This window comes from Pseudomonas reactans (assembly GCF_013387025.1).
Lineage (GTDB): Bacteria > Pseudomonadota > Gammaproteobacteria > Pseudomonadales > Pseudomonadaceae > Aquipseudomonas > Aquipseudomonas reactans.
In genome coordinates this window covers 65,036-78,684 of record NZ_JACAQP010000027.1, presented here as the reverse complement: position 1 = coordinate 78,684, position 13,649 = coordinate 65,036, and the positions used below count along the sequence as shown (strand labels likewise).

The window sequence follows — 13,649 nt, the reverse complement described above, 5'->3', positions numbered from 1 at the left end:
CACCTTTAGGCGGTGTGAACCCGATCAACTGTGGGAGCCGGGCTTGCCCGCGATGGGGCCGGCCCAGGCGCTACAACCCTTCCAGTGTTTGTAACAACACCCGCACCTTCGTCAGCGACTCCTGATACTCCGCCTCCCATTGCGAATCCGCCACAATCCCGCCGCCGCCCCAGCAGCACACCTGCCCATCCTTGACCAGCAAACTGCGAATGGCGATGGAGCTGTCCATCTCGCCCCGCACGTCCAGATACACCAGCGACCCGCAGTACAACCCGCGTCGCGTCGGTTCAAGTTCGTCGATGATCTGCATCGCGCGGATCTTCGGCGCGCCGGTGATGGAGCCGCCGGGGAAGCTGCCGGCGATCAGGTCGAGGGCGTCTTTGCCGTCGGCCAATTCGCCGATGACGCTACTCACCAGGTGGTGCACGTTGGGGTAGCTCTCCAGGCTGAACAGCTCCGGCACGCTCACCGAGCCGGTGCGGCAGGTGCGGCCGAGGTCGTTGCGTAGCAGGTCGACGATCATCAGGTTTTCGGCGTGATCCTTGGGGCTGGCCAGCAGTTCGGCGGCGTTGGCGGCGTCTTCTTCGGCCGTCAGGCCGCGGGGGCGGGTGCCTTTGATCGGGCGGGTTTCGACGCGGCGCTCGCTGATATGCACAAAACGCTCGGGCGACAGGCTCAGCACCGCGCCGTCGTCCGGCAGGCTCTGGAATCCGGAGAATGGCGTCGGGCAGGCTTCGCGCAGGGCGCAGTAGGCAACCCAGGGGTCGCCCGCGCACGACGCTCGGAAGCGCTGGGCAAAGTTGACCTGGTAACAGTCGCCGGCCTGGATGTAGTCCTGGATGCGTACGATAGCCTGGTGATAGGCCTCGGCGGTGAGGTCCGCAGCCATGGGGCCGTCAAGCTTGAAGGTCGCCGCGTTGTTGGCTACCGGCTGGCCGAACAGAGTGATCAAGCGTTGTTGCTCGCTCTCGGCCAGTGCCGGATGAAACACAAGCTGGCTGGTCTGCGCCTGATGATCACTGATCAACGCCCAGGCATATAGCCCGAACCGTGCGTCTGGCAGGTGCAAATCGTCTGCGGCAAGGTGCGGCATCTGCTCAAGATGGCGACCAAAGTCATAGCTCAGGTAACCGATCAGCCCACCCGCGAACGGCAGCTCATAGCCAGCAGGCAGATCCGCCTTGCCCAACTGCGTAAGATTTGCCCGCAAGCGTTGCAGGAAATCAACACCGCTTTCGTCGGGCGATACCGTCAATGTCGCTTGTGGCCAGGCGCTCAGCAGGTCATAACGCCCGCGCTCGGCTGCCGGTCGCCCGCTATCCAGCAGCACCGCGCCAGGGGCGTTACGAATCGCCGTGAAGTACTCGGCGGGGTTGGCCCGATAGGGCAACGGGTGTACGGAACAGGTCGACATGCGGGGTGGATCAGCCAATGGTGCGGGGGAGGGGATTGTAGTCCCCTGTCGGTTCTGGTCCTAGAGGGGATGTCGGGGATAAGCAGATTGAGGGTCTATCTTGAGGGATCGGTTGCTGGTTAGAAAGCCATCGCAGGCAAGCCAGCTCCCACATGGGAATGCGATCAATCTGTGGGAGCTGGCTTGCCTGCGATGAGGCCGTCAGCCCTCAACCGGTGGAATATGCCCAAACATTTCCTGCACGAACTTCACCCGCTCCTCCGGCGTTTCCGTCACGCCAGCGGCTTTCAGTGCTTCCAGCCGTGCTTCCACCGCATGCGTTCGCAGGGTCAAACCGCAGTCGTTGGCAATCTGAATATTCAGCCCTGGCCGCGCATTCAACTCAAGAATCAGTGGGCCTTTCTCCTGGTCCAGCACCATGTCCACGCCGATATAACCCAGCCCGCACAACTCATAGCAACCCGCCGCGAGCTTCATGAAACCGTCCCAGTTGGGCAGTTGCACGCCATCCACCGCGTTGGTGGTATCGGGGTGTTTGGTGATGATGTTGTTCAACCACGTGCCGCGCAAAGTCAGGCCAGTAGCAAGGTCCACGCCTACGCCGATGGCACCCTGGTGCAGGTTGGCCTTTCCGCCCGACTGACGCGTCGGCAAGCGCAGCATGGCCATCACCGGGTAGCCCATCAGCACAATGATGCGGATGTCCGGCACGCCCTCATAGCTGATGCTCTTGAAGATCAGGTCAGGCACCACGCGGTACTCGATCAGCGCGCGGTCACGGTGACCGCCGAGCGAGTACAGGCCGGTGAGGATGCTGGAGATCTGATGCTCGATCTCTTCATGGCTGATGATCTTGCCGGACACCGTGCGATAGCGCCCTTCAAAGCGGTCCGCCACCACCAGGATGCCGTCACCGCCGGCGCCCTGGGCCGGTTTGATCACGAAATCGCTGCGCCCGCCGATGATGTCGTCGAGCTTGTCGATTTCCTTCTCGGTGGAAATCACCCCGTACATCTCCGGCACATGAATGCCGGCGGCCAGGGCACGCTCCTTGGTGATGATCTTGTCATCCACGATCGGATACAGGCTGCGCTTGTTGTACTTGAGCACGTAGTCGGCATTACGCCGGTTGATGCCCATGATCCCCCGAGCTTCCAGGGCTTTCCAGGTCTTCCAGAAGCCGAACATTACTGGTCAGCCTTCTTGAGAAAAGCCTTGAAACGCACCAGCTCGGTCAGGCGATAGCCGCGATAACGACCCATGGCCAGCATGAAACCCACCAGGATCAGCAGGATCGCCGGGAAGGTGAACACGAAGTAGATCAGCTCCGGCACGCTCATGATGATGTGCGCCAGCGATGCGGCGAACAGCGTGCCAATCGCGACTTTCAGCGCGTGGTTGGCGCCGCGTTCTTCCCAGGTGATCGACAGGCGTTCGATGGTCATGGTCAGGATCACCATCGGGAACAGCGCCACCGACAGCCCGCGCTCCAGCCCCAGTTTATGGCTGAACAGGCTGATGGCCGCGATCAGCACCACCACGAAGGTCAGCACCACCGACAACCTCGGCAGCATCTGCAACTTCAGGTGTTCCAGGTACGACCTGAGGGACAGCCCCAGCGCCGTGATAATCGTAAACAGCACAATCCCGAAGCCCAGCTGCGTCTCGCGGAACGCCAGGGCGATCAGCACCGGCGTGAACGTGCCCAGGGTCTGCAGGCCGATCAGGTTGCGCAGGATCAAAATCACCAGCACGCCAATCGGGATCATCACCATGATCATGAAGGTCTGCTGGGTTTGCAGCGGCAGGCCGTACAGCGAGTATTCGAGGAAGTTGGCGTCGGTGTTTTCGTCCGTCAGCTTGGCCAGGCGAATCGCGTTCATTTCGCTGTTGTTCAGGCTGAACGTCACCATGGCCTTCTTGCCGCCATCCACCGTGATCAGGTTTTCATCGCCGGTCCACCAGAGCAGGCGATCAGCAGGCAAACCTTGTTCGCCGGTTTCCGGGTTGAAGTACAGCCAGTCATTGCCATTGAAGCTGCGCAGCCAGAGTTCCGGGGTTTGCGGCTGGTCGGCCACCAGGCGGATGGTGTGGACCTTTTCCACTGGTACGTGGGCGATGGACAGCAGCAACTCGACGATCTTGGCCTTGTGCGGCGTGGACGGGTCGCCGGCCAGCAGCAGCTTCACATTGTCGTCATTGAGGTTGTTGGTGCGCTTGATCGCTTCGCTGATAAAGGTCTCGACGTCGGCCGAGTGCTGGCGGATCGGCGCCAGCAAGGCTTCGGCGGCGATTTTTTCGGGGCCTTCCACGGCAATGCTGTCGCGGAAGGTCGGGCCCTTGACCTTGACCTTTTCACCGCTGTAACGCTTGGTGAGGACCAGGCGGTAATACAGGGTCTGGTTGCCCTTGGCGCGGCGTGCTGACCAGGTCACCTTGCGGTTGCCGTCGGTGCGGTTGACGCTCACGCCGTAGTTGTTCGAGATAAAGCTCTCGTTGAGGCTGACGAAGTCGCGGCTCAAAGGCGGCACGAACATCTGGATCTTCACCGGGTCTTTCGGGTTGGCGACGAACTCGACCTTGGCGTCGATGTTCCACAAGTCGTCGGTGGCGTCCTCGGTGACGGGGATCCCCAGCACGAAGATCTGGTAGGCGGTGACCGAAATACCCAGCACCACCAGGATGGCGATCAGGATTTTCAGGTGCAGGGTCAGAGAGCGCATTCGGTTTACTCGGCGGTATGAGCGTCGGCGGCGCAGGCGGGTTTGCCTGCTGCGTATTTAAGACTGGGGTCGACCAGCGCATCAAAGCGTTTCAACGCTTCGGAGCCGATCAGCAGCGGGTATTGGAATGCGCTGCGGTCAGTCAAGTTCACTTCGATGCTGCGTAAAGCGGTGCCCATGCAGATATCCAGGGCAATCACCGGACGGGCGGTGTAGTTCTTGTCCTCATCGGGGTCGTAGTCACCGGCGCGGCGCTTGATCTTGCTGACGCGGGCCAGAGGGCGTTCGATGGGGTGGGAATGGGCGGTGTCGATGGCCAGGTAAAAGCGCACCCAGGATTCGCCGTTGCGCTTGAAGCGCTTGATATCACGGGCACTGAGGGAGGCGGTCTTGGCGCCGGTGTCCAGTTTGGCGGCGACTTCCAGGTCGATCCCGGCCAACTGGGCGTATTCGTTGAGGCCGTACACGGTCTTCTCGGCGGCGACGCCAAGGCCCGGTGCAGCCAGCAGGCAAATCAATAGAAGGAAGGGCTTGAGTCTCATAAATCCCGAGGCGGTGCAGTGCGATGTTCAATTCAAGGCGACTGGCATTACTGCGCAAGCTCCCTCGTGCGCCGTTTCATCTCGCGATGTCAGGCAAAAGTGGCGGGCATTCTAACATGATGCTTTTTTGGCGCCAGCGCTGGCAGGCGGCCATGCCCTGCAAGGGTGCATCGGCGGTTATTAGACGATTGTCGACAATATGGATTTATTCTTTGACTATCCAGGGCTGATTGGCTAGTTTTTGCGGCATTGCTTTTAAAGGTGTCGACAATATGCTGGATCAGCTGGAATCCCCAGTGGTGGCGCAAGACGATTCCCAGACCATGTCCGAGAACGTCTTCCGGCGTATCCAGGCCGCCATCGTCAAGGGCGAGATCGCCCCCGGCAGCAAGATCTCCGAGCCGGAACTGGCGCGCACCTATGGCATCAGCCGCGGTCCGCTGCGCGAGGCGATCCATCGGCTGGAAGGCCAGCGCCTGCTGGTGCGCGTGCCGCATGTCGGCGCCCGGGTGGTTTCATTGAGCCATGCTGAGCTGATCGAGCTCTATGAAATCCGCGAATCCCTCGAAGGCATGGCCTGTCGCCTGGCCGCCGAGCGCATGACCGACGCGGAAATCGAAGAGCTGCGCCAGGTGCTGCACACCCATGAACGCGACGAAGCCTTCCAGGCCGGCCTCGGCTATTACCAGCAGGAAGGCGACTTCGATTTTCATTACCGGATCATTCAAGGCGCCGGTAACCGTACCCTGACTCAAATGCTCTGCGGCGAGCTGTACCAATTGGTGCGCATGTACCGCATCCAGTTCTCCGCCACCCCCAATCGTCCACGCCAGGCCTTTGCCGAGCACCACCGCATTCTTGACGCGATTGCCGATCGCGACGGTGAACTGGCCGAACTGTTGATGCGCCGACATATCGGCGCATCCAAACGCAACATTGCCCGTCACTTCCCGGACGGCACTGCCCAATCACGAGGTGAATGATGAGTTCCAATAACAAGACGACTCCCGGTCAGCGTTTCCGTGACGCGGTCGCCAGCGAGCATCCTTTGCAGGTGGTCGGTGCGATCAACGCCAACCACGCGCTGCTGGCCAAGCGTGCCGGTTTCAAGGCGATCTACCTGTCGGGTGGCGGTGTGGCTGCCGGTTCCCTCGGCGTGCCTGACCTTGGCATCACCGGCCTGGATGACGTGCTGACCGACGTGCGCCGCATCACCGACGTCTGCGACCTGCCGCTGCTGGTGGACGTGGACACCGGTTTCGGCTCCTCGGCGTTCAACGTGGCGCGCACGGTCAAGTCGATGATCAAGTTCGGCGCGGCCGCGATCCATATCGAAGACCAGGTCGGTGCCAAGCGCTGCGGTCACCGTCCGAACAAGGAAATCGTGTCCCAGCAGGAAATGGTCGACCGCATCAAAGCTGCCGTGGATGCGCGCACCGATGACAGCTTCGTGATCATGGCGCGCACCGATGCCCTGGCTGTGGAGGGTCTGGAGTCCGCCCTGGAACGTGCGGCCGCCTGCATCGAAGCCGGCGCCGACATGGTGTTCCCGGAAGCCATCACTGAACTTGAGATGTACAAGCTGTTCGCCTCCCGTGTGAAAGCGCCGATCCTGGCCAACATCACCGAGTTCGGCGCCACGCCGCTGTACACCACCGAACAGTTGAGATCTGCCGATGTTTCCATCGTGCTGTACCCGCTTTCGGCCTTCCGCGCCATGAACAAGGCCGCCGAAAACGTCTACACCGCGATCCGCCGCGACGGCACCCAGCAAAACGTCATCGACACCATGCAGACCCGCATGGAGCTTTACGATCGCATCGACTACCACACCTTCGAGCAGAAGCTCGACGCGCTGTTCGCAGCCAAGAAGTAAAGAACAGCCTCCCTAATAAATTCAAGATTGGAGAACCGACATGGCTGAAGCAAAAGTACTGAGTGGTGCCGGCCTGCGTGGCCAGGTGGCCGGGCAGACCGCATTGTCCACCGTGGGCCAAGCGGGCGCCGGCCTGACCTATCGCGGCTATGACGTGCGCGAACTGGCCGCCGATGCGCAGTTTGAAGAAGTCGCCTACCTGCTGCTGTACGGCGAATTGCCGACCAAGGCCGAACTGGCCGCCTACAGCGCCAAGCTGAGCAAGCTGCGCGACCTACCGCAAGCGCTGAAAGAAGTGCTGGAACGCATCCCCGCCGACGCTCACCCGATGGACGTGATGCGCACCGGTTGTTCGTTCCTGGGCAATATCGAGCCCGAGCAAGACTTCAGCGTGCAGCGCGACGTCACCGATCGGCTGCTCGCCGCCTTCCCGGCGATCATGTGCTACTGGTATCGCTTCAGCCATGACGGCAAGCGCATCGATTGTGTGACCGACGAGCCTTCCATCGGCGGCCACTTCCTGCACTTGTTGCACGGCAAGAAGCCGAGCGAACTGCACGTCAAGGTGATGAACGTCTCGCTGATCCTCTACGCCGAGCACGAATTCAACGCCTCGACCTTCACCGCCCGGGTGTGTGCCTCGACCCTGTCCGACCTGTATTCCTGCGTCACCGCCGCCATCGGCTCCCTGCGTGGCCCGCTGCACGGCGGCGCCAACGAAGCAGCGATGGAAATGATCGAGCGTTTCTCGTCCGCTGAAGAGGCGGTCGAGGGCACCCTAGGCATGCTGGCGCGCAAGGACAAGATCATGGGCTTCGGCCACGCGATCTACAAAGACAGCGATCCGCGTAATGAAGTGATCAAGGGCTGGTCGAAAAAACTCGCTGACGAAGTAGGCGACAAGGTGCTGTTCCCGGTCTCCGAAGCCATCGACAAGACCATGTGGGAGCAGAAGAAACTGTTCCCCAACGCCGACTTCTACCATGCCTCGGCATACCACTTCATGGGCATCCCGACCAAGCTGTTCACCCCGATCTTCGTGTGCTCGCGCCTGACTGGCTGGGCCGCGCATGTGTTCGAGCAGCGCGCCAACAACCGCATCATCCGTCCAAGCGCCGAATACACCGGCGTAGAGCAGCGCAAGTTCGTGCCAATCGAACGTCGCTGAATGGGAACACCTCGATCCCTGTAGGAGCCGGCTTGCCGGCGATGGCGGTCTCAAGGGCCTCATCGCCGGCAAGCCGGCTCCTACAGGGGAGGGGGGAAACCCTGAATACCTACCGTGACTGAGTCCTGACGATGAACACTGAATTTCGCAAACCGCTCCCCGGCAGCCGCCTGGACTACTTCGACGCCCGTGCGGCCGTCGAGGCAATCACCCCCGGCGCCTACGCCACCTTGCCTTACACCTCCCGCGTGCTCGCCGAAAACCTGGTGCGTCGCTGCGACCCGGCCACCCTCAACGCGTCCCTGAGCCAACTGATCGAACGCAAACGCGACCTCGACTTTCCATGGTTCCCGGCGCGTGTTGTGTGCCACGACATTCTCGGCCAGACCGCGCTGGTCGACCTCGCCGGCCTGCGCGATGCCATCGCCCAGCAAGGCGGCGACCCGGCCCAGGTCAACCCGGTGGTGCCGACTCAACTGATCGTCGACCACTCCCTGGCCGTCGAAGCCGGTGGTTTCGACCCGGACGCGTTCGAGAAAAACCGTGCCATCGAAGACCGTCGCAATGAAGACCGTTTCCACTTTATCGAGTGGACCAAGAAGGCCTTCAAGAACGTCGATGTGATCCCGCCGGGCAACGGCATCATGCACCAGATCAACCTGGAGAAAATGTCCCCGGTGATCCAGGTGCGCGACGGCGTGGCGTTCCCGGACACCTGCGTCGGTACCGACAGCCACACCCCGCACGTGGACGCGCTGGGCGTGATCGCCATCGGCGTCGGCGGCCTGGAAGCGGAAAGCGTAATGCTCGGCCGCGCCTCCTGGATGCGCCTGCCGGAAAGCGTCGGCGTGGAACTCACCGGCAAGCTGCTGCCGGGCATCACCGCCACCGACATGGTGCTGGCGCTGACCGAGTTCCTGCGTAAGCAGAAAGTGGTCGGCGCCTGGCTGGAGTTCTTCGGCGAAGGCGCTTCGGCACTGACCCTGGGCGACCGCGCGACCATCTCCAACATGGCCCCGGAATACGGAGCCACCGCGGCGATGTTCTATATCGACCAGCAAACTATCGCTTACCTGAAACTCACCGGCCGCGAAGACGAACAAGTCACCCTGGTTGAGCAATACGCCCGCCACACAGGCCTGTGGGCGGATGACCTCAAAGGCGCGCAATACGAGCGCGGCCTTACCTTCGACCTGTCCAGCGTCGTGCGCAACATGGCCGGCCCGAGCAACCCGCATGCCCGCGTTGCCACCAGCGACCTGGCGTCCAAAGGCATCTCCGGCCAGTGGGACGAAGTGCCGGGGCAAATGCCCGACGGCGCAGTGATCATTGCGGCCATCACCAGTTGCACCAACACCAGCAACCCGCGCAACGTGATTGCCGCCGGCCTGTTGGCGCGCAATGCCAACAAGCTGGGGCTGACGCGCAAGCCGTGGGTCAAATCGTCCCTGGCACCCGGTTCGAAAACCGTGGCCATGTACCTCGAAGAAGCGGGCCTAGGCCACGAGTTGGAGAAGCTCGGTTTCGGCGTGGTGGCCTTCGCCTGCACCACCTGCAACGGCATGTCCGGCGCGTTGGACCCGGTGATCCAGCAGGAAATCATCGACCGCGACCTGTACGCCACCGCCGTGCTCTCGGGCAACCGCAACTTCGACGGGCGTATTCACCCGTATGCCAAGCAAGCCTTCCTGGCTTCGCCACCATTGGTCGTGGCCTATGCAATTGCCGGCACCATCCGTTTCGACATCGAGAAAGACGTGCTCGGCCTCGATGCCAACGGCAAGGAAATCCGCCTGCAGGACATCTGGCCGAGTGATGAAGAGATCGATGCGGTGGTCAAGGCTTCCGTGAAGCCCGAGCAGTTCCGCGCGGTGTATATCCCGATGTTCGCGATTCACGAAGACACCGGCCCGAAAGTCGCGCCGCTGTACGACTGGCGCCCGCAAAGCACCTACATCCGCCGTCCGCCGTATTGGGAAGGCGCGCTGGCCGGTGCACGTCCGCTCAAGGGCATGCGCCCGCTGGCGGTGCTGCCGGACAACATCACCACCGACCACCTGTCGCCGTCCAACGCAATCATGCTCGACAGCGCCGCCGGCGAATACCTGGCGAAAATGGGCTTGCCGGAGGTCGACTTCAACTCCTATGCGACTCACCGTGGCGACCACTTGACTGCGCAGCGCGCGACCTTCGCCAACCCGAAACTGTTCAACGAAATGGTGGTTGAAAACGGCAAGGTCAAGCAGGGTTCCCTGGCGCGCATCGAGCCGGAAGGCCAGGTCACGCGGATGTGGGAAGCCATCGAGACCTACATGGAACGCAAGCAGCCGCTGATCATTATTGCCGGCGCCGACTACGGCCAAGGCTCGTCCCGCGACTGGGCGGCCAAAGGCGTGCGCCTGGCCGGTGTGGAAGCGATTGCGGCCGAAGGTTTCGAGCGCATCCACCGCACCAACCTGGTGGGCATGGGCGTGTTGCCGCTGGAGTTCCTGCCGGGCACCGACCGCCACACCCTGAAGATCGATGGCAGCGAGACCTATGATGTGGTTGGCGCGCGTACTCCGCGGGCGCAGTTGACCCTGGTGATCAACCGCAAGAATGGCGAACGTGTCGAGGTGCCGGTGACCTGCCGCCTGGACACCGCCGAAGAAGTGTCGATCTATGAGGCGGGCGGCGTGTTGCAACGTTTCGCCCAAGACTTCCTGGAATCGGCGGCGACGGCCTGAGAGGACACCATGGCACACGTAGCGCAAATCAAGATCCCCGCCACCTACATGCGTGGCGGCACCAGCAAGGGCGTGTTTTTCAGCCTCAAGGACCTGCCCCAGTCGGCGCAGGTGCCGGGCGCCGCACGCGACGCCTTGCTGTTGCGGGTGATCGGCAGTCCCGATCCCTACGACAAACAAATCGATGGCATGGGCGGCGCCACTTCCAGCACCAGCAAGACGGTGATCCTGGCCAAAAGTACCCACGCCGAGCATGACGTGGACTACCTGTTCGGCCAGGTTTCCATCGACAAACCGTTCGTGGATTGGAGTGGCAACTGCGGCAACCTGTCGGCGGCGGTCGGATCCTTTGCCATCAGCGCCGGCCTGGTCGACCCGGCCCGCGTCCCGCACAACGGCGTGGCCGTGGTGCGGGTGTGGCAGGCCAATATCGGCAAGACCATCATCGCTCATGTGCCAATCACCGACGGTGCGGTGCAGGAAACCGGTGATTTTGAACTGGACGGCGTGACCTTCCCAGCCGCCGAAGTGCAGTTGGAGTTCATGGACCCGGCGGCGGAAGAAGAGGGCGGCGGTGGTTCGATGTTCCCCACCGGCAACCTGGTCGACGACCTGGAAGTGCCCGGCGTCGGCACCTTCAAGGCCACGCTGATCAACGCCGGCATCCCGACCATCTTCATCAACGCCGAAGATCTCGGCTACAGCGGCACCGAGCTGCAAGGCGCGATCAATAGCGACCCGAAAGCCCTGGCGATGTTCGAGACGGTGCGAGCTTATGGCGCGTTGCGTATGGGCCTGATCAAGCACCTGGACGAAGCCGCCCAGCGCCAGCACACGCCGAAGGTGGCGTTTGTGGCCAAGCCATTGGACTACGTAGCGTCGAGTGGCAAGGCGATCAAGGCCGGTGATGTCGACCTGCTGGTGCGCGCACTGTCCATGGGCAAGTTGCACCACGCAATGATGGGCACCGCCGCGGTGGCGATTGGCACGGCGGCGGCAATTTCCGGGACTTTGGTCAACCTGGCGGCCGGTGGCGTGGAGCGCAATGCGGTGCGCTTCGGGCACCCGTCCGGCACCTTGCGCGTGGGCGCAGAAGCCACCCAGGTAAACGGCGAATGGGTGGTGAAGAAAGCCATCATGAGCCGCAGTGCCCGAGTACTTATGGAAGGTTTCGTGCGCGTGCCCGGTGACGCCTTCTAAGGTCCAATACTGGACCCATGTGGGAGCGGGCTTGCTCGCGAATGCGGTGGATCAGTGACATTTCAGTGCCTGACACACCGCCTTCGCGAGCAAGCCCGCACACAGGAGATATCTATTCCAAGGCAGGCATCCAAGATCTGCTTTTTGACAACCGTGAGCCCGAGGACTGACCCCAACCCCTTTTTGGAGTACTGCCATGAGCGCCAACGTCGACCAGAACAACCGCCCGGACTACGATCAGGTCCTGCAGGACATTGCTGACTATGTCCTCAACTACCGGATCGATTCCCGGGATGCGTTGGACACCGCCCGCAACTGCCTGATGGACACCTTGGGCTGCGGACTGCTGGCCCTGCGTTTCCCCGAGTGCACCAAGCACCTGGGACCGATCGTCGAGGGCACGGTGGTGCCGTTTGGCGCGCGGGTGCCGGGCACGTCGTTTCGCTTGGATCCGGTCAAGGCCGCGTGGGACATCGGTTGCATCGTGCGTTGGCTTGACTACAACGACACCTGGCTCGCCGCCGAATGGGGCCACCCCTCGGACAATCTCGGCGGCATCCTCGCCGTGGCCGATCACCTGTCGCAGAAACGCGTGGCCAATGGCGACGCGCCGTTGACCATGCGCGCAGTGCTGGAAGCGATGATCATGGCCCACGAAATCCAGGGCGTCATTGCCCTGGAAAACTCCTTCAATCGTGTCGGCCTCGACCACGTGCTGCTGGTGAAAGTCGCCTCCACAGCGGTCACCGCCAAGCTGATGGGGGCCAACCGTGAGCAGTTGCTGGCGGCGCTGTCCCATGCGTTTGTCGATGGGCAGGCATTGCGTACGTACCGGCATGCACCGAATGCCGGCTCGCGCAAGTCCTGGGCGGCAGGGGATGCGTCGAGTCGTGGCGTGCGCCTGGCGGATATCGCCTTGCGGGGCGAGATGGGCATTCCGGGTGTCTTGAGCGCGCCGCAGTGGGGTTTCTATGACGTGCTGTTCAGCCATACCAACAAGGACTTGGCGCTCAAGCCGGAGGACAAACGGGCGTTCAGCCTGGCCCAACCCTACGGCACCTATGTGATGGAAAACGTGCTGTTCAAGATCAGCTTCCCCGCCGAGTTCCATGCGCAAACCGCCTGTGAAGCCGCGGTGACGCTGCATCCGTTGGTGAAAGACCGCCTGCAGGAAATCGAGCGCATCGTGATCACTACCCATGAGTCGGCGATCCGTATCATTTCCAAAGTCGGCCAACTGGCCAATGCCGCTGACCGCGACCATTGCCTGCAATACATGACCGCCGTGCCGTTGGCATTCGGCAACCTGGTGGCCGAGCAGTACGAGGATGATTTCCACGCTGCGCATCCGATCATCGACGAGTTGCGCGACAAAATGGTCATCGTCGAAGACCCACGCTACAGCCGTGAATACCTGGAGGCCGACAAGCGCTCCATTGCCAATGCCGTGCAGGTGTTTTTCAAGGATGGCAGCAGCACCGAGCAGGTGGCGGTGGAGTATCCAATTGGCCATCGCCGGCGTCGGGTGGAGGGCATTCCGTTGTTGGAGGACAAGTTCAAGGCCAACCTGGCGACGCGATTTACCGGGCAGCGCAGTGCTGAAATTTTTGCGTTATGCAAGGATCAGGCGCGGCTTGAGGTGACGCCGGTGAATCGGTTTATGGACGTGTTCGTGATGTAAAAGCGTCGAAAAACTGGGTTCGTGGTTAACACCTTGAGTGTGTTTTGACATATCTCGCTAACCATAGCTCCTACAAGCCTGGAACCGATTTCAGATAAGAGCCAATCAGAATGGCGGGTGACATGCTTTGGTTTGTCGCCTCCTGAGTGCATTTTGAATCTGAATAGGTAGGTATTTATGAGTTCCGTGAATAGCAGTTCTGTAGCGCATCGGCCCGTTACCCCTCAGGCAGCGCAAGCGTCACCCTCGGGCTCCCGGCAGAAGGAGACCGACCAACAGGCGGTAGCGCGCTCTGATCAACCTTCAGTACCGAACCGTC

10 protein-coding genes are annotated in these 13,649 nt (G+C 61.7%); 6 read left to right on the top strand and 4 right to left on the bottom strand.

Features of this window, described 5'->3' with window-relative positions:
• Positions 1 to 70 precede the first annotated feature (70 nt).
• The 4 genes from pabB to rloA all read right to left on the bottom strand — a co-directional run bounded on the left by pabB (position 71) and on the right by rloA (position 4,679).
• Positions 71 to 1,414: an aminodeoxychorismate synthase component I gene (gene pabB, locus HX793_RS22185; RefSeq protein WP_177095756.1), complete on the bottom strand. Its 1,344-nt coding sequence runs from the start codon at positions 1,412 to 1,414 to the stop codon at positions 71 to 73.
• A 201-nt stretch (positions 1,415 to 1,615) separates the two neighbouring features.
• Positions 1,616 to 2,602, bottom strand: a complete 987-nt coding sequence (locus tag HX793_RS22180; protein ID WP_177095754.1) for an alpha-L-glutamate ligase-like protein — start codon at positions 2,600 to 2,602, stop codon at positions 1,616 to 1,618.
• The gene (rloB, locus tag HX793_RS22175) at positions 2,602 to 4,137 is read right to left on the bottom strand and encodes an osmotic stress tolerance membrane protein RloB (protein WP_177059804.1); all 1,536 of its coding nucleotides are present in this window, start codon (positions 4,135 to 4,137) and stop codon (positions 2,602 to 2,604) included. The genes HX793_RS22180 and rloB overlap by 1 nt, the downstream gene beginning before the upstream one ends.
• A 5-nt stretch (positions 4,138 to 4,142) precedes the next feature.
• Positions 4,143 to 4,679 (bottom strand): retropepsin-like aspartic peptidase RloA, encoded by a 537-nt coding sequence (gene rloA, locus HX793_RS22170; protein WP_028617525.1) that lies wholly within the window; start codon positions 4,677 to 4,679, stop codon positions 4,143 to 4,145.
• A 272-nt stretch (positions 4,680 to 4,951) separates the two neighbouring features.
• On the opposite strand from rloA, the gene HX793_RS22165 reads away from it, so the two are divergent.
• The 6 genes from HX793_RS22165 (at position 4,952) to prpD (ending at position 13,330) form a co-directional block, all read left to right on the top strand.
• Positions 4,952 to 5,662, top strand: coding sequence for a GntR family transcriptional regulator (locus tag HX793_RS22165; RefSeq protein ID WP_016979247.1), 711 nt, complete (start codon positions 4,952 to 4,954; stop codon positions 5,660 to 5,662).
• Positions 5,662 to 6,555 (top strand): methylisocitrate lyase, encoded by an 894-nt coding sequence (gene prpB, locus HX793_RS22160; RefSeq protein ID WP_177052339.1) that lies wholly within the window; start codon positions 5,662 to 5,664, stop codon positions 6,553 to 6,555. The genes HX793_RS22165 and prpB overlap by 1 nt, the downstream gene beginning before the upstream one ends.
• 40 nt (positions 6,556 to 6,595) lie before the next feature.
• The gene (prpC, locus tag HX793_RS22155; RefSeq protein WP_177004553.1) at positions 6,596 to 7,723 is read left to right on the top strand and encodes a bifunctional 2-methylcitrate synthase/citrate synthase; all 1,128 of its coding nucleotides are present in this window, start codon (positions 6,596 to 6,598) and stop codon (positions 7,721 to 7,723) included.
• Positions 7,724 to 7,854: 131 nt separating this feature from the next.
• On the top strand, positions 7,855 to 10,449 hold the full coding sequence (acnD, locus tag HX793_RS22150) for a Fe/S-dependent 2-methylisocitrate dehydratase AcnD (protein WP_016979250.1): 2,595 nt from the start codon (positions 7,855 to 7,857) through the stop codon (positions 10,447 to 10,449).
• Positions 10,450 to 10,458: 9 nt separating this feature from the next.
• On the top strand, positions 10,459 to 11,649 hold the full coding sequence (gene prpF, locus HX793_RS22145; protein ID WP_177095752.1) for a 2-methylaconitate cis-trans isomerase PrpF: 1,191 nt from the start codon (positions 10,459 to 10,461) through the stop codon (positions 11,647 to 11,649).
• A 196-nt stretch (positions 11,650 to 11,845) separates the two neighbouring features.
• Positions 11,846 to 13,330: a 2-methylcitrate dehydratase gene (prpD, locus tag HX793_RS22140; RefSeq protein ID WP_177052337.1), complete on the top strand. Its 1,485-nt coding sequence runs from the start codon at positions 11,846 to 11,848 to the stop codon at positions 13,328 to 13,330.
• The last annotated feature ends 319 nt before the right edge of the window (positions 13,331 to 13,649 follow it).